Genomic DNA, 16455 nt, shown 5'->3' on the forward strand with positions numbered 1-16455 from the left:
CGTCTACCCGTGGACGGACGACGCAAGGGTCGCCTCGAGCGTGGCCCTCGCCTTGGCGTAGCGCGACCGGGCGGTGGAGGGATTGGTCCCGATCACCGCGGCGGCGTCCGCGAGCGAGAAACCTTCCCAGTGCACGAGCTCCACGAGCTCGCGCTGGGGTGCCGGGAGAGCGGCGATCGCGGCGCGGACGTCGAGCGCGAGCGCGTCGTCGGTATCGGCAGGCATCGGCGCGAGCGCCGCGATCCGATCCGCCAGACGGAGTCGTCGGGACTCGTCTCGCCGGTGGCCGCGCAGGCACGTGCGCGCGATCCCGAAGAGCCACGGACGGAGCTCTGATGCGGCCTCGGGTGCGTCCGCCTTGCGCCGCCACGCCACGAGCATCGTCTCGCCGAGCAGATCCGCCGCGATCTCCGGCGAGCGGCGCTGCAGGTAGCGCAGCAGGTCGCCGCCGTGCTCGCGCAGGGCGTCTTCGAGCACTCGATCCGCTGCGCTCACTCGCCGGCCTCGCACGCGGTCTCGGGGGTCACGAGCCTCATCGCGTCGATGCCCTGCGCGGTGAGCCCGTCGATGATGAGCCGCATCGAGGTGTGGATGAAGATCTCGTTCTCAGCGCCCGGCGGGACCACGTCGAGGACCTCGTCCGCGAGCGCACCGCGGCCGGCGGCGAGGTCGATCTCTGCGACAGCCGCATAGCCCGCGTCGATCCACGACTCCCACGTGTCCCGGTCGGCAAGGTCCTGCTGGAAGTCGTTGCGGTCGTAGTACTCGAGGAACTCGTCGCGGACCGCTCCACCGTCGAGCGCGAGCAGCCGGTCGGGGTTGGCCAGGGCGGACTCGATCGCGGTCACCTGCTGCTCGGTGAGGCCTACCCCTGTGAGCCGCTCGACGCACGTGGTCCCTGCGGGCAGGGTGGTCATCCACTCGATCCGCGTCGCGTCGACCTCGGCCTCGTCGGTGAGGTCGTTCCACGCCTCGCCACGGTGGGTGCCCGTCGCGTACGCGGTAGCGCCGCCGATCCCGACGAGCGCCGCCACCAGGCCGGCCCAGAGCGTGCGGCGGCGCCACGTGTGCGCGGGGGTCGCGGTGCTCCGTGCCTCACCGATGAGCGCGACGATCGCCGCGTCGAGCGCGGGTCCGTCCGCAGAGGCGGGCGGCGTCGAGAGTGCGAGGAGGTCGTCGAGATCGGTCATGCGTGGTGCATTCATATCCCTTCATGCCGGAACCGCTCGCAAGCGTCCACGGCGTTTTCACCACCGCGCCTTGAGGTGCTCGGTGCCCGAATCCAGCCGGTTCGAGCAATGAGCACCTCACAACGCGTTCAGTCGCGCCGCCACCACCGCGAGCAGCCGTTCGCGGCACCACGCGGGCCGCTCGGTGATGTCGCTCCATCCGAAGCCGACGACGATGTAGCCGGCGGCCGCGAGATCGGTCCGACGCGCCCGATCCCTGTCGCGAGCCTCGCGAGTCGCGTGCACGCGGTCGCCGTCGAGCTCGACCGCGACCATTGCGCGGCGATGCAGCATGTCGGGGACCGCCCTGCGCGAGGGGAGGGCGAGCGGCACCTGCCACTCGAAGTCGCGGAACCGTGGATCCGCGAAGGTCTCGTGCTTCGCGCGCACCTCGAGCGGGGTGGTCGCGCCCTCCGCGAACCAGCCCAGCACGCGCTCCAGATCGCGGCGACCGGCGACCTTGGGAGCGCGGTCGAGCTCGGACCGCAGCTGGCGCCACGTGCACACCCGCGCCCACAGCGCCTCCCACAGCAGATCTCGTCGGTCGGGGGCCGGTGCGTACCGCCATGCATCGAGCAAGGCCCTCGGCATGGGCGCGCTCACGACCCCTCCCGCGCGGATGGTCGAGCGCGTCGGGCCGCATTGGCGCAGCCGAACCCAGGGCGGCACGTCGAGGCGACGACCGTGCGGGACGAGCAGGTCGAGGTGCTCGGGCTTCGGCAGGCACTGGTCGTAGAGGTGAAGCGCACCCGCGCCGGTCACCGCGCCGTCGGGCTGCCACAGGTTGAGCGCCTCACCGCGCACGGTCGGGTCGAGGGTGTGGGCGCTGCCGCAGTAGACGCCCGTGAGAGGGCGGGCGACGGTGCCGGCGTCGGTTCCGTTGTCCAGCTGGCGCCGCGACCACGCGCGGACCAGCTCGTCCCGGGTGTAGGCGTGAGGATTCGCGGCAAGGAAGTCCGCGAGCGTCATGCGCGGACTCTGCTGGTCGGGCGACGGGCGCATGCCGCCAGGCAACCGTCGCGGCGGGAGCTCGATCAGTCCCAGGCACGGATCTGTGGAGGGCGCGCGGCGCCCAGGAGGTCGTGGACGCCGGTCACGTGGCGAACGGATGACTCCTGCGAGGTGCCAAGTGCTCGAATCGCGACGGAACGGGCACTGAGCACCTCCCAGCGTGTTGAAGGGTGACGGGCGCGCGAGGGGACGATGCGCGGATTGGGCCGGGCTTGACAGGCATGGCAGAATAGTTCGTTGGCCCCGCCTGCGGACGGGGTCCACGGTTGCCGGTTCACCGACGCGAGATACGCGGAGGACCCGGTGGCGAACTAAGGGAGATCATGAAGAAGGACATCCACCCCGAGTACGTGGCCACCACTGTCACGTGCACCTGCGGTAACACGTTCGAGACCAAGTCCACCGTGACGGCCGGCGCGATCAGCGTCGAGGTCTGCTCGGCCTGCCACCCGTTCTACACGGGCAAGCAGAAGATCATGGACACCGGTGGTCGCGTGGCGCGCTTCGAGCGCCGCTACGGCAACAAGAAGTAACGCGCCCCACGACGTGGCCGAGGCCTTCGCAGCCGTCCAGCCCATGCTGGACGAGTACGCCGACATCGAGCAGCAGCTCGCCGATCCCGCCGTTCACGCGGATGGCGGTCGTGCGCGCACGCTCGGGCGTCGCTTCGCGGAGCTCGGCCGCGTCGTCGCCGCGCATCGTGCCTGGCAGTCTGCCCAGGACGATCTCGAGGCCGCCACGGAGCTGGCGGACCTCGACCCCGAGATGGCCGCGGAGATCCCGGCCCTCGAGGGCGCCGTCGAGGAGGCCACGGAGCACCTCCGGCGCATCCTCATCCCTCGCGACCCCGACGACGCCCGCGACGTGATCCTCGAGATCAAGTCGGGCGAGGGCGGCGAGGAGTCCGCGCTGTTCGCGGGCGACCTGCTGAAGATGTACCTCAAGTTCGCCGAGACCAAGGGCTGGAAGGCCGAGGTCCTCGAGGCCGTGCACACCGACATGGGCGGGTACAAGGACGTCTCCGTCGCGGTGAAGGCGCGCGGCGCCGTCGAGCCCGAGGACGGCGTCTGGGCCCAGCTCAAGTACGAGGGCGGCGTCCACCGCGTCCAGCGCGTGCCTGCGACCGAGTCGCAGGGCCGCATCCACACCTCCGCCGCCGGTGTGCTCGTGTACCCGGAGGTCGAGGAGGTCTCCGAGGTCGAGATCGACATGAACGAGGTGCGCGTCGACGTGTACCGCTCGTCGGGCCCGGGCGGCCAGTCGGTCAACACCACGGACTCGGCCGTGCGCCTCACCCACCTGCCCACGGGCATCGTGGTGAGCTGCCAGAACGAGAAGAGCCAGCTGCAGAACAAGGAGTCGGCGCTGCGCATCCTGCGCGCCCGCCTCCTCGCCGCGCAGAAGGAGGCCGCCGAGGCCGAGGCGTCGGACCTGCGCAAGTCGCAGATCCGCACGGTCGACCGCTCGGAGCGCATCCGCACGTACAACTTCCCCGAGAACCGCATCGCGGACCACCGCACGGGCTACAAGTCGTACAACCTCGACCAGGTGCTCGCGGGCGACCTGCAGCCCGTCATCCAGTCCGCGATCGACGCGGACGAGGCGGCGCGCCTGTCCGCGGCCGAGTAAGGCCCTAGACTCCGAGCGTGCCCACCGTAGGAACGCGTCTGCGCGCGACCACCCAGCGCCTCGCCGAGGCCGGCGTGCCGTCGCCGTACCACGACGCGATCGTGCTGATCGCGCACACCCTGGGGCTCGAGCCTTCGTACATCCGCACCGCCGCGGCCCGCGACGACGAGTGGCCCCCGGGCGCCGACCTCGACCTGCTCGAGGCCCGCGTGACGCGGCGCGTCGACCGCGAGCCGCTGCAGCACATCACCGGCAAGGCCTACTTCCGCTCGCTCGAGCTGCAGGTCGGGCCGGGCGTCTTCATCCCGCGCCCCGAGACCGAGGTCGTCGCGGGCGTCGCGATCGCCGCGGCCCGCGAGGCGCTCGAGATGCGCGGCGAGGTGCGCGTCACGGACCTCTGCGCCGGCTCGGGCGCGATCGGCATCTCCATCGCCACCGAGGTGCCCGAGGCCCAGGTCGCGATGGTCGAGGCGAGCGAGGAGGCGCTGGTCTACCTGCGCCTCAACGCGCGCGCCCAGCCCGCCGACGTGCGCACGCGGCTGCGCTCGGTCTACGCCGACGCCCGCAACTGCCTGCGCCAGTTCGACACATGCGCGGACGTGGTGGTGACCAACCCGCCGTACGTCCCCGTCGACGCGGTCCCGCGCGACCCCGAGGTCGCGCTCCACGACCCGCCGCAGGCGCTCTACGGCCTCGGCGACGACGGGCTCGAGGTGCCGCGCGCGATCCTCGACGAGGCGCAGCGCCTGCTGCGCGTCGGCGGCATCGTGGTGATGGAGCACGGCGACGAGCAGGGCCCGGCCCTGCGCGCCTACGCCGAGTCGTCCGAATGGTGGGGCGACGTCCGCACGCTCACCGACCTCAACGGCCGCGACCGCATGCTCGTCGCGACCCGGGTGGGTGTCTGAGAGACTTGTCGTCGTGATCCTCGACACCCACGACCCCGCGACCTGGGGGCCGTCGCTCGACGCCGCCGTCGACGCGGTCCACCGCGGCGCGATCATCGTGCTCCCCACGGACACCGTCTACGGCGTCGGCGCCAACGCGTTCAGCCCGCCCGCGGTCGCGGCCGTGCTCGCGGCCAAGGGACGCGACCGTCAGATGCCGCCGCCGGTGCTGATCCCGGCCGTGCGCACCGTCGACGGCCTCGCGCGCGACGTCAGCGAGCCGGCGCGCGCGCTGATGGAGGCGTGCTGGCCCGGCGCGCTCACGGTGATCGTCCGCTCGCAGCCCTCGCTCGCGTGGGACCTGGGGGAGACCGGCGGCACGGTGGCGCTGCGCGTCCCGGACCACGCCGCCGCGCTCGCGCTGCTCAACCGCACCGGCCCGCTCGCCGTGACGAGCGCGAACCGCACCGGGCAGCCCGCGGCCACCACGGCGGAGGGTGCGCACGAGCAGCTCGGCGACGCCGTCGCCGTCTACCTGGACGCGGGCGACAGCCCGCTCGGCGTGGCCTCCACCATCGTCGACGCGACGGGCGACCGCCTGCGCATCGTGCGCGAGGGCGGCATCACCCGCGACCGCATCGTCGAGATCGTGGGGGAGGACGCCGTCGCAGGTGACGACGGGTGAAGGTCTACCTCACCCTCATGGCGATCGCGGCGCTCGTGACCTACGTCGCGACGCCGGCGATGCGCCACCTCGCCTTCCGCGTGGGCGCCATCACCGCGGTCCGCGCGCGCGACGTGCACACGACCCCGATCCCGCGCCTGGGCGGCATCGCCATCTTCCTGGGGATCGCCGTGGCGGGCAGCGTCGCCTCCGCGATCCCGTTCCTGTTCCCGGTCTTCGAGGCCGGCCGCGAGGCGTGGGCGGTGCTCGCCGCCGCCGCGATCGTGTGCGCGCTCGGCATGATCGACGACATCTTCGACCTCGACTGGATGGCGAAGCTCGCGGGGCAGTTCCTCGCGGGGCTCGTGCTCGCGTCCGGCGGGGTCCAGCTCGTCACGGTGCCCATCGCGGGCGTGACGATCGGCAGCTCGTACGTGTCGCTCATCGCCACGGTCTTCGTCGTGGTCATCGCGATGAACGCGGTGAACTTCGTCGACGGCCTCGACGGGCTCGCCGCCGGCATGATCGCGATCGGCGGCGTCGCGTTCTTCGCGTACACGTACATGCTCGCGCGCTCGGCGACGCCGGGGGACTACTCGTCGCTCGCCGCGATCGTGGTCGCGCTGCTCGTGGGCGCGTGCCTGGGGTTCCTGCCGCACAACGTCCATCCCGCGCGCATCTTCATGGGCGACTCCGGCTCGATGGTGCTGGGCCTCATGCTGGCCGCGGCCGCGATCATCGTCACCGGCCAGATCGACCCCGCGGTCGTGTCGGAGCGCGAGCGCATCCCGGCCTTCATCCCGATCCTGCTGCCGATCATGGTGCTCGCCGTCCCGCTGGTCGACATGACCGCCGCGGTGATCAGACGCACCGCGCGCGGGGAGTCGCCGTTCTCGCCCGACAAGCACCACCTGCACCACCTGCTGCTGCGCCGCGGCCACTCGCACCGGTGGGCCGTCACGGTCCTCTACATCTGGACCGCGGTGCTGTCGTTCGGCACCATCTCCCTCGTCTTCCTGCCGCTGTGGGGCGCCGCCGTCGCCACCGGCATCGGCATCGCCGCCGCCGCGGCGATCACGTTCTCGCCGCGCCTCGCGCGGTTCTTCTCGCGCCAGTGGAGGCGCGCGGGCCACGCGGTCTTCGCGCTCCAGCGCATCACGCCGGAGGGGCGCCACCCGGACGATGCGGAGGCGGGCGCCGCGCCCGCCGTCGCCGCGGCGCCCGGCGCGGCCCCCGCATCGTCCCCCGTCACCCGTCCCGAGGAGGAGAAGTGACCGCCGAGGAGCAGCTGTACCGCCGAGCGATCCGGATCACGATCGTCGTCATCGCCGCGATCGCCGTGATCGGCGCGGCCGTCGCATGGGCCGTCGTCGGCGCCGCGGGCGCCGTCGCCGCGCTCGTCGGCGCCGGCGTCGCCGCGCTCGGCGCGATCCCCACGCAGGTCGCGATGCTGGTCGGGCACACCAAGCCTCCGCACGTCATGGCTGGCATCGTGGCGTTCTCGTGGCTGGGCAAGATGCTCGTCATCATCGTCGCGCTGCTGCTGCTCCAGGGCGTCGAGTCGTTCCACCGCGGCGCCTTCGCGGCGACCGCCGTGACGGGCATCGTGGCGTCCCTCGTGGTGGACATCATGGTGCTGCGCAAAGCGCGCATTCCGTACGCGGATCCGGGTACTTAGTCCCGCCTGTGATGCGTTAGGCTAGCGGCCAGTCAACGGCGCCGGACAGTGGTCCGCGCCCAAGAAGCCATTCGCACAGGAGACTTCGTGGGGAACCTACTGGCCGCGGTCGTGAGCGCTGAAGCCACCGACTCGGGAGAGTCGAAGAGCTACATCCAGCAGATGTTCAGCTCGGACGGCTTCCACGCCCCGTCGATCACCGACTTCTTCCCGCCGGCCATCTTCGGCGACGGCACGATCTTCGAGTTCAACCGCATCATGATGGTGCGCGTCATCGCCGCGATCGCGCTGATCGCGCTGTTCTGGTTCGTCGCCAACCGCGCGAAGGTCGTCCCCGGCCGCCTCCAGGGCGCGCTCGAGTTCATGCTCGACTTCGTCAAGGACCAGATCGTCGAGCCCGTGATGGGCCACGAGGGCAAGCGCTTCCTGCCGTTCCTCACGACGCTGTTCCTCGCGATCATCTTCTTCAACATCACGGGCGTGATCCCGTTCCTCAACATCGCGAGCACCTCGCTGATCGGCCTGCCGATCATCATGGCGCTGTTCGTGTACGTGCTGTACCTCGCTCAGGGCGTGAAGAAGCACGGCCTCGGGGGCTACCTCAAGAACAGCCTCTTCCCGCCGGGCGTCCCGAAGGGCATCTACCTGCTCCTCACGCCCATCGAGTTCCTGCAGGTGTTCATCCTGCGCCCCGCCACGCTGGCGCTGCGACTCGCGGCCAACATGATCGCGGGCCACCTGCTGCTGGTCCTGTGCTTCTCGGCCACCCAGTACTTCTTCTTCGCCGCCGCCGGCGCGATGAAGGCGACCGCGACCGTGACCTTCGCGGCGGGCTTCGCCTTCACCCTGTTCGAGATCTTCGTCGCCCTGCTTCAGGCGTACGTCTTCACCATGCTCGCGGCCGTGTACCTCAACATGGCGCTCGAGGAAGAGCACTAAACCCAAGCCTGCGCGGCCGGAAGCCCCGGCCTCGTCACAACGGAAGGAAACACACAGTGGACACCACCACTCTCGCTGAGGTCTCCGGCAACGTCGCGACCATCGGCTACGGTCTCGCGGCGATCGGCCCCGGCATCGGTCTGGGCATCCTGATCGGCAAGACCATCGAGGGCATGGCCCGCCAGCCTGAGGTCTCCGGCCAGCTCCGCGCCACGATGTTCATCGGTGTCGCGTTCGTCGAGGTGCTCGCGCTTCTCGGCCTGGTCACCGGCTTCATCTTCTGATGATGCTCGCCCAGACTCTGCTTCTCGCGGAGGAGGCGCACACCTCGGACGTGGAGGGTGCGGACCTGATCCTGCCCGCCCCGTACGACCTGCTGTGGTCGCTCGTGATCTTCACGATCATCGCGGTGGTCTTCACGCGGGTGTTCCTCCCCAAGATCCAGAAGGTGCTCGACGAGCGCGCGGAGCTCATCCAGGGCGGCATCGAGAAGGCCGAGAAGGCTCAGGCCGAGGCCGCCGCCGCGCTCGAGGAGTACACGGCTCAGCTCACCGAGGCCCGTGCCGAGGCCGCGCGCATCCGCGAGGACGCACGCGTCGAGGCCGCCCAGATCCTGGCCGAGGCACGTCGCCGTGCCGGCACGGACGCGGAGCGCATCGTCGAGACGGCCCAGCGCCAGATCGACGCCGAGCGCCACCAGGCCGTGGTCTCGCTGCGCACCGAGGTGGGCACGCTCGCGACCGACCTCGCGTCGCGCATCGTGGGCGAGTCGCTCGCGGACGACGCGCGTCAGCAGCGCGTGATCGACGCGTTCCTCACCGACCTCGAGTCGACGGTGAAGGCGGAGGGCTAGGCACATGCGTGGAACGAGCCAGACGTCGCGTGACGCCGTGCTCCGTCAGTTCGAGCCCGTGGTGACGGCGAGCGGCCGGGAGGGCCTGGTCCTTGCCGACCAGCTCTTCGCCGCGGTCGACGCCATCGACGCGTCGGGCTCGCTCCGCCGTGCGCTGACCGACCCCGCCCGCTCGCCCGAGGCGAAGGGCGGGCTGGTCTCCGCGGTGTTCTCGGCCTACGACCCCCGGGTCAAGGACGTCCTCGCGTCGTTCGCGGGATCCCGCTGGTCGGCCGACGAGGACCTCGCCGAGGCCGTCGACGACGCCGGCGAGCGCGCGATCTTCGCGTACTCGCAGGAGGAGGGCACCCTGGACGAGGTCCAGGAGCAGCTGTTCCGCGTCCAGCGCGAGCTGGTCGCGAACCGCGAGCTGCTCTCGGCGCTCAGCAACCGGGCGGCGACCAAGGAGGCGCGCATCGCGCTCCTCGACGGCGTGCTCGGCGGCAAGCTGCTGCCGACCACCGAGGCGCTGCTGCGTCGCGTCGTGGGCAACCCGCGCGGCCGCCGGCTCATCCCGGCGATCGACGCGCTCCTCGACTCGGCCGCGGAGCACCGCGAGAAGGTCGTGGCGCACGTCACGGCCGCGGTCGAGCTCAGCGCGGACCAGCGCACCCGCCTCGCGCGCATCCTCTCGGAGGCGTACGGGCGCGATGTCCTCATCAACGTCGCCGTGGACCCCGAGGTCCTGGGCGGCATCCGAGTCCAGGTCGGGTCCGAGGTGGTGGACGGCACCGTGCTGTCCCGGCTCGACGAAGCACGACGACGACTTGTCGGTTAGTCCGACGCACCATTCGCCGCCACCGCGGCACTGACAGGAGAGATGGCATGGCAGAGTTGACGATCAGCCCCGACGAGATCCGGGCTGCACTCGACAGCTACGTGAAGTCCTACGAGCCGAAGGGCGCCGTGGTCGACGAGGTCGGCCGCGTGACGCTCGCGGCCGACGGCATCGCGCAGGTCGAGGGGCTCCCGGGCTGCATGGCCAACGAGCTGCTGCGCTTCGAGGACGGCACGCTCGGCCTCGCGCTCAACCTCGACGTCCGCGAGATCGGCGTCGTCGTGCTCGGCGAGTTCACCGGCATCGAGGAGGGCCAGACGGTCCAGCGCACCGGCGAGGTGCTCTCGGTCGCCGTCGGCGACGGCTACCTCGGCCGCGTGGTCGACCCGCTCGGCAACCCGATCGACGGCCTCGGCGAGATCGCGACGGAGGCGCGCCGCGCCCTCGAGCTGCAGGCGCCCGGCGTCATGCAGCGCAAGTCGGTCCACGAGCCGCTGCAGACCGGCCTCAAGGCCATCGACGCGATGATCCCGATCGGCCGCGGCCAGCGCCAGCTGATCATCGGCGACCGCCAGACCGGCAAGACCGCCATCGCGATCGACACGATCATCAACCAGAAGGCGAACTGGGAGACCGGCGACCCGACGAAGCAGGTCCGCTGCATCTACGTCGCCATCGGCCAGAAGGGCTCGACCATCGCCTCGGTGCGCGGCGCCCTCGAGGAGGCCGGCGCGCTCGAGTACACGACCATCGTCGCGGCCCCCGCGTCCGACCCGGCCGGCTTCAAGTACCTCGCGCCCTACACCGGCTCGGCCATCGGCCAGCACTGGATGTACGACGGCAAGCACGTCCTCATCATCTTCGACGACCTGTCGAAGCAGGCCGAGGCCTACCGCGCCGTCTCCCTCCTGCTCCGCCGCCCGCCGGGCCGCGAGGCGTACCCCGGCGACGTGTTCTACCTGCACTCCCGCCTGCTCGAGCGCTGCGCGAAGCTGTCGGATGAGATGGGCGCCGGCTCGATGACGGGCCTCCCGGTCATCGAGACCAAGGCGAACGACGTGTCGGCGTACATCCCGACCAACGTCATCTCCATCACGGACGGCCAGATCTTCCTGCAGTCCGACCTGTTCAACGCGAACCAGCGTCCCGCGATCGACGTCGGCATCTCGGTGTCGCGCGTCGGCGGCTCGGCGCAGGTCAAGGCGATGAAGTCGGTCTCCGGAACGCTGAAGATCGACCTCGCGCAGTACCGCTCGCTCGAGGCCTTCGCGATGTTCGCGTCCGACCTCGACGCGGCCTCGCGTCAGCAGCTGACCCGCGGTGCGCGCCTCATGGAGCTGCTCAAGCAGCCCCAGTACTCGCCGTACCCGGTGGAGGAGCAGGTCGTCTCGATCTGGGCCGGCACCAAGGGCAAGCTCGACAAGATCGCGCTGGGCGACGTGCTGCGCTTCGAGCGCGAGCTCCTCGACCACCTGCGTCGCAACACCTCGATCCTCGACGACATCGCCTCGACCGGGAAGCTCTCGGACGAGACGGCGGCGGAGCTCGAGAAGAACGTCGACGACTACGTCTCGACCTTCCTCGAGGGCGAGAGCGTGAACCTCACCACCGACTCGACCGTCGACGACGGCGAGGCCGTGGCGGTCGAGCAGGAGCGCATCGTCGCGGAGAAGAAGTAGCCGATGGCCGGACAGCAGCGCGTCTATCGGCAGAGGATCAGGGCGACCAGCTCGCTCAAGAAGATCTTCCGCGCGATGGAGCTCATCGCCGCCTCGCGTATCGGGAAGGCCCGGCTCCGTGTGGAGCAGGCCACCCCGTACACGCGGGCCATCACCCGCGCGATCAGCGCGGTGGCGACGCACTCGAGCGTCGACCACCCGCTGACGACCCCGCGCACGGACACCGGCCGCGCGGCCGTGCTGGTCATCAGCGCGGACCGCGGCATGGCGGGCGCCTACTCGGCGAACGTCATCCGTGAGGCCGAGCGCCTCCGTGGCCGTCTCATGGCCGACGGCAAGGAGGTCGTGCAGTTCGCCGCCGGCCGCCGCGCCGTGTCGTACTTCGCGTTCCGTCGCCGCGAGCTCGCCGGTCAGTGGACCGGCGGCTCGGACGCGCCGACCCGCGAGACCGCACGCGAGATGGCCCAGGCCCTCTTCGCCCGCTTCCAGGCGCCCGCCGAGGACGGCGGCGTCGACGAGATCTACATCGTCGGCACCCGCTTCGTCTCGATGGTGACCCAGCAGGCGCAGGTCCTGCGCCTCCTGCCCCTCGAGATCGTCGAGGGCGTCGAGGAGGTCGAGGAGGGTGAGGTGCAGCCGCTGTACGACTTCGAGCCGTCGCCGGAGCTGGTGCTCGACGCACTGCTGCCGCGCTACATCGAGTCGCGCATCTTCGGCAGCCTCCTGCACTGCGCGGCCTCCGAGCTCGCCAGCCGTCAGCGCGCGATGAACACCGCGACCTCGAACGCCGAGGACATCATCCGCAACTACACCAGGCTCGCCAACCAGGCGCGCCAGGCCGAGATCACCCAGGAAATCAGCGAGATCGTCTCGGGCGCCGATGCGCTCGCGGCCTCGTGACAAGAAGCGAGAGATCCATGACCACCACCGCAGAGACCACCCCGGCCAACGCCGCGGACGCGCCCGTCGTCGGTCGCGTCTCGCGTGTCGTCGGCCCGGTCGTCGACATCGAGTTCCCGGCCGACGCGATCCCCGACATCTACAACGCCCTCACGGTCGACATCGACCTGTCGGCGCAGGGTGAGGACGAGGGCGTGCTGCACATGACCCTCGAGGTCGCGCAGCACCTGGGCGACAACCTCGTGCGCGCCATCGCGCTGAAGCCCACGGACGGCCTCGTCCGCGGCGCCGAGGTCACCGACACCGGCGCGCCTATCTCGGTGCCCGTCGGCGACGTCACCAAGGGCCACGTGTTCAACGTGACCGGCGAGATCCTCAACGCCACCGAGGGCGAGAAGGTCGAGGTCACCGAGACCTGGCCCATCCACCGCAAGCCCCCGGCCTTCGACCAGCTCGAGTCGAAGACCCAGATGTTCGAGACCGGCATCAAGGTCATCGACCTCCTCACCCCGTACGTGCAGGGTGGAAAGATCGGCCTCTTCGGTGGTGCGGGCGTCGGCAAGACCGTCCTCATCCAGGAGATGATCTACCGCGTCGCCAACAACCACAACGGTGTGTCGGTGTTCGCCGGCGTCGGCGAGCGCACCCGTGAGGGCAACGACCTCATCGAGGAGATGACCGAGTCGGGCGTCATCAAGCAGACCGCCCTGGTCTTCGGCCAGATGGACGAGCCGCCGGGCACGCGTCTGCGCGTCGCCCTGTCGGCGCTGACGATGGCGGAGTACTTCCGCGACGTCCAGAAGCAGGACGTGCTGCTGTTCATCGACAACATCTTCCGCTTCACGCAGGCGGGCTCCGAGGTGTCGACGCTGCTCGGCCGCATGCCCTCCGCGGTGGGCTACCAGCCCAACCTCGCGGACGAGATGGGTCAGCTCCAGGAGCGCATCACCTCGACGCGTGGCCACTCGATCACCTCGCTGCAGGCGATCTACGTGCCCGCGGACGACTACACCGACCCGGCGCCGGCCACCACGTTCGCGCACCTCGACGCGACCACCGAGCTGTCGCGTGAGATCGCGTCGCGCGGCCTGTACCCCGCGGTGGACCCGCTGGCGTCGACCTCGCGCATCCTCGACCCGCGCTACGTGGGCCGCGACCACTACGAGACCGCGAACGCCGTGAAGTCGATCCTCCAGCGCAACAAGGAGCTGCAGGACATCATCGCGATCCTCGGTGTGGACGAGCTCTCCGAGGAGGACAAGATCATCGTCGCGCGTGCGCGCAAGATCCAGCAGTTCCTCTCGCAGAACACCTACATGGCGACCCAGTTCACGGGCGTCGAGGGCTCCACGGTCCCGCTGACCGAGACCGTCGAGGCCTTCTCGGGCCTGGTCAACGGCAAGTACGACCACATCTCGGAGCAGGCGTTCTTCAACATCGGTGGCCTCGAGGACCTCGAGCGCAACTGGGCCCGCATCCAGAAGGAGATCGGCTGATCATGGCCGGTCCCCTCACCGTCGACGTCGTCGCCCCCGACCGGGTCCTCTGGTCGGGGTCGGCGGAGCGTCTCGTCGCCCCGACCGTCGAGGGCGAGATCGGCCTCCTGACCGGGCACGAGCCGGTGCTGTCCGTCCTGCGGGCGGGCACCGTGCGCGTGCGCGGCGGGGCCGACGGGGACGCCGAGTTCCCCATCGACGGGGGCTTCGTCTCCTTCGACCGCGACGTCGTGACCGTCGTCGTGGAGCCCGTCGCGCCGCTCGCGGCGTCGGGCGAGGCCGAGGAGACGGCCGCCTCCTGATGCGGGTGGTGATCGCGCGCTGCGCGGCCCGGTACACCGGGCGGCTGTCGGCGCATCTCCCGCTCGCGACCCGAGCCATCATGGTCAAGGCCGACGGCTCGGTGCTGCTCCATTCGGACGGCGGCTCGTACAAGCCGCTCAACTGGATGAGCCCGCCGTGCACTCTGCGGTCCTCCTCCCTCACGGAGGAGGCCGCGGAGCGCGGCGTCTCGGAGGTCTGGGTCGTCCAGCACGACAAGACCGACGACCGGCTCGAGATCGAGCTCCACGAGATCCTCGCCGACACCGAGCATGAGCTCGGCGTCGACCCCGGCCTCATCAAGGACGGCGTCGAGGCGCACCTCCAGGAGCTCCTCGCCGCGCAGATCACGCTCCTCGGTGACGGCCACACGCTGGTGCGCCGCGAGCACCCGACCGCCATCGGCCCCGTCGACATCCTCGCCCGCGACTCGGGCGGCGCCTCGGTCGCCGTCGAGATCAAGCGCCGCGGCGAGATCGACGGCGTCGAGCAGCTCACGCGCTACCTCGAGCTGATGAACCGCGACCCGCTGCTCGCCCCCGTGCAGGGCGTGTTCGCGGCGCAGGAGATCAAGCCGCAGGCGCGCGTCCTCGCCGAGGACCGCGGCATCCGCTGCCTGCTCCTCGACTACGAGGCGATGCGCGGCAACGAGGACCTCAGCGACCGCCTCTTCTGACCCGACGCGGACGCCTCTCCACACGCCGGGCCGCGGATCGCCCTTGATCCGGACATCTCGCGTGTATGAGCGGCGCCTCTGGTGGATCAGTGCAGAAGCCGTGTGGAGAGGCGCACGGCGGGTCTCGGGTCGAATCGTTTCGGCTAGGCTCGCCGCATGACCTTCCCTGACAGCTTCATCCTCGGCGCGGCGACGGCCGCCTACCAGATCGAGGGCGCCGCCACCGAGGGCGGCCGCGGCCCGTCCATCTGGGACACGTTCTCCCACACGCCCGACAAGGTCGTCGGCGGGGACAGCGGCGACGTGGCCTGCGACCACTACCACCGGTGGGAGCAGGACGTCGACATGATGGCGGACCTGGGCCTGCAGGCGTACCGCTTCTCGATCGCGTGGCCGCGCGTGCAGCCGACCGGCACCGGCGCGTTCAACGACGAGGGCATCGCCTTCTACAAGGCGCTCGTCGCCCGCCTCAAGGACAAGGGCATCCGCCCGCTCGCGACGCTGTACCACTGGGACCTCCCGCAGGCGCTCGAGGACGAGGGCGGCTGGCTCAGCCGCGCCACGGTCGACGCGTTCGTGGACTACGCGGTGCGCATGGTCGAGGAGCTCGGCGACGACGTCGACGTGTGGGCGACGTTCAACGAGCCGTGGGTGAGCTCGTTCGTCGGCTACGGCGCCGGCGCGCACGCCCCCGGCCACGCCGACGACGTCGAGGGCCTCACCGCGGCGCACCACCTGCTGCTCGCGCACGCCCGCGCCTACCGCGCGATCAAGGCGGCGCGTCCCGACCTCCAGGTCGGCATCGTCAACAACTCGCACACGCCGCGCCCGTGGGACCCGTCGAACCCGAAGGACCGCGAGGCCGCCGCGCACATCGACGCGCTCGCCAACACGATGTTCCACCAGCCCCTGGTCGAGGGCACGTACCCGGCAATCCTCGCGCCGAACACCGCGCACCTCACCGACTGGTCGTTCGTGCACGATGGCGACCTCGAGGAGATGCGCGACACCGTCGACTGGTTCGGCGTGAATTACTACGCCTCGCACGTGGTGCGCCACAACCCGCGCAAGGCCGCCGCATCGTCCGACGTCGCGACCCTCGCGGACGGCCACAAGGCCGGCGCGAACTCGCCGTGGCCCGGCGACGAGGAGATCGAGTTCATGACCCCGCCGGGGGAGCTGACGGCGATGGGGTGGAACGTCGACCCGGGCGCGCTCCACGGGCACCTCATGAAGATCCACCGCGAGACCGGCCGCCCGCTCTACGTCACGGAGAACGGCGGCGCGTGGGACGACGTCCTCGACGGCGACGGCCGGGTCCGCGACGCCGCGCGCGTGTCGTACCTGCACGACCACCTGCGGGCCGTCGAGACCGCGATCGCCGAGGGCGCGGACGTGCGCGGCTACATGGCGTGGAGCCTCATGGACAACTTCGAGTGGGCGCAGGGCTACGCCAAGCGCTTCGGCCTGGTGCGCGTCGACTACGGCACGCAGGAGCGCCGCTGGAAGGACTCGGCGTACTGGTACCGCGAGACGATCGCGCGGCGCGACCCGCTGCCGCTCGCGGAGCTGCCGGCGCACGTGGAGACCCCCGCGCGCACGTACTGACCGGCACGGCCGGGAGGGCGCGGCGGGACGATGCGCGGGCGGGGAGACGCCCCGGCGGGCGCCCGTAG

19 protein-coding genes are annotated in these 16455 nt (G+C 70.9%); 16 read left to right on the forward strand and 3 right to left on the reverse strand.

Annotated elements, in window-relative coordinates; translation table 11 throughout:
• Positions 1-3 precede the first annotated feature (3 nt).
• The 3 genes from AOM02_RS05990 to AOM02_RS06000 form a co-directional block, all read right to left on the reverse strand.
• Complete coding sequence (locus tag AOM02_RS05990; RefSeq protein WP_228373784.1) at positions 4-477, reverse strand: RNA polymerase sigma factor; 474 nt, start codon at positions 475-477, stop codon at positions 4-6.
• A gap of 14 nt (positions 478-491) precedes the next feature.
• A complete protein-coding gene (locus AOM02_RS05995) occupies positions 492-1190 on the reverse strand; it encodes a hypothetical protein (protein WP_062297719.1) in 699 nt (232 codons plus the stop codon).
• Between the two features lie 117 nt (positions 1191-1307).
• Complete coding sequence (locus tag AOM02_RS06000) at positions 1308-2198, reverse strand: DUF559 domain-containing protein (RefSeq protein ID WP_156156116.1); 891 nt, start codon at positions 2196-2198, stop codon at positions 1308-1310.
• A 365-nt stretch (positions 2199-2563) separates the two neighbouring features.
• On the opposite strand from AOM02_RS06000, the gene rpmE reads away from it, so the two are divergent.
• The 16 genes from rpmE to AOM02_RS06080 all read left to right on the forward strand — a co-directional run bounded on the left by rpmE (position 2564) and on the right by AOM02_RS06080 (position 16387).
• A complete protein-coding gene (rpmE, locus tag AOM02_RS06005; RefSeq protein ID WP_062291434.1) occupies positions 2564-2773 on the forward strand; it encodes a 50S ribosomal protein L31 in 210 nt (69 codons plus the stop codon).
• Positions 2774-2786: 13 nt separating this feature from the next.
• Positions 2787-3869 (forward strand): peptide chain release factor 1, encoded by a 1083-nt coding sequence (prfA, locus tag AOM02_RS06010; protein WP_062297723.1) that lies wholly within the window; start codon positions 2787-2789, stop codon positions 3867-3869.
• Positions 3870-3886: 17 nt separating this feature from the next.
• Positions 3887-4777 carry a peptide chain release factor N(5)-glutamine methyltransferase gene (gene prmC / locus AOM02_RS06015; protein WP_228373052.1) on the forward strand — a complete coding sequence of 297 codons (891 nt, stop codon included), beginning with the start codon at positions 3887-3889 and terminating at the stop codon, positions 4775-4777.
• 16 nt (positions 4778-4793) lie between these two features.
• Positions 4794-5441, forward strand: a complete 648-nt coding sequence (locus tag AOM02_RS06020) for an L-threonylcarbamoyladenylate synthase (protein ID WP_156156129.1) — start codon at positions 4794-4796, stop codon at positions 5439-5441.
• Positions 5438-6694 (forward strand): MraY family glycosyltransferase, encoded by a 1257-nt coding sequence (locus AOM02_RS06025; protein WP_062297727.1) that lies wholly within the window; start codon positions 5438-5440, stop codon positions 6692-6694. Before AOM02_RS06020 ends, AOM02_RS06025 begins: the two co-directional genes overlap by 4 nt.
• Entirely contained in the window at positions 6691-7098 is a 408-nt protein-coding gene (locus AOM02_RS06030; protein ID WP_062297730.1) for a Cg1360 family ATP-synthase-associated protein, read from the forward strand. Before AOM02_RS06025 ends, AOM02_RS06030 begins: the two co-directional genes overlap by 4 nt.
• Positions 7099-7260: 162 nt before the next feature.
• The gene (gene atpB, locus AOM02_RS06035; RefSeq protein WP_062298135.1) at positions 7261-8037 is read left to right on the forward strand and encodes a F0F1 ATP synthase subunit A; all 777 of its coding nucleotides are present in this window, start codon (positions 7261-7263) and stop codon (positions 8035-8037) included.
• Positions 8038-8093: 56 nt separating this feature from the next.
• On the forward strand, positions 8094-8321 hold the full coding sequence (locus tag AOM02_RS06040; protein ID WP_062291419.1) for an ATP synthase F0 subunit C: 228 nt from the start codon (positions 8094-8096) through the stop codon (positions 8319-8321).
• A 2-nt stretch (positions 8322-8323) separates the two neighbouring features.
• Entirely contained in the window at positions 8324-8890 is a 567-nt protein-coding gene (locus AOM02_RS06045) for a F0F1 ATP synthase subunit B (RefSeq protein ID WP_062298137.1), read from the forward strand.
• A gap of 4 nt (positions 8891-8894) precedes the next feature.
• Entirely contained in the window at positions 8895-9707 is an 813-nt protein-coding gene (locus AOM02_RS06050) for a F0F1 ATP synthase subunit delta (protein ID WP_062297733.1), read from the forward strand.
• A 47-nt stretch (positions 9708-9754) separates the two neighbouring features.
• Positions 9755-11386: a F0F1 ATP synthase subunit alpha gene (gene atpA, locus AOM02_RS06055; protein ID WP_062297736.1), complete on the forward strand. Its 1632-nt coding sequence runs from the start codon at positions 9755-9757 to the stop codon at positions 11384-11386.
• A 3-nt stretch (positions 11387-11389) separates the two neighbouring features.
• Positions 11390-12286: a F0F1 ATP synthase subunit gamma gene (locus AOM02_RS06060; RefSeq protein WP_062297738.1), complete on the forward strand. Its 897-nt coding sequence runs from the start codon at positions 11390-11392 to the stop codon at positions 12284-12286.
• Between the two features lie 17 nt (positions 12287-12303).
• Positions 12304-13782 carry a F0F1 ATP synthase subunit beta gene (gene atpD, locus AOM02_RS06065; protein WP_062297740.1) on the forward strand — a complete coding sequence of 493 codons (1479 nt, stop codon included), beginning with the start codon at positions 12304-12306 and terminating at the stop codon, positions 13780-13782.
• A 2-nt stretch (positions 13783-13784) separates the two neighbouring features.
• Positions 13785-14084, forward strand: coding sequence for a F0F1 ATP synthase subunit epsilon (locus AOM02_RS06070; RefSeq protein ID WP_062297744.1), 300 nt, complete (start codon positions 13785-13787; stop codon positions 14082-14084).
• Entirely contained in the window at positions 14084-14779 is a 696-nt protein-coding gene (nucS, locus tag AOM02_RS06075) for an endonuclease NucS (RefSeq protein WP_062297746.1), read from the forward strand. Before AOM02_RS06070 ends, nucS begins: the two co-directional genes overlap by 1 nt.
• Positions 14780-14935: 156 nt before the next feature.
• The gene (locus AOM02_RS06080) at positions 14936-16387 is read left to right on the forward strand and encodes a glycoside hydrolase family 1 protein (protein ID WP_062297748.1); all 1452 of its coding nucleotides are present in this window, start codon (positions 14936-14938) and stop codon (positions 16385-16387) included.
• Positions 16388-16455: the final 68 nt, after the last annotated feature.

The organism is Demequina maris (assembly GCF_000971155.1).
In the GTDB taxonomy this organism is placed as follows: domain Bacteria; phylum Actinomycetota; class Actinomycetes; order Actinomycetales; family Demequinaceae; genus Demequina; species Demequina maris.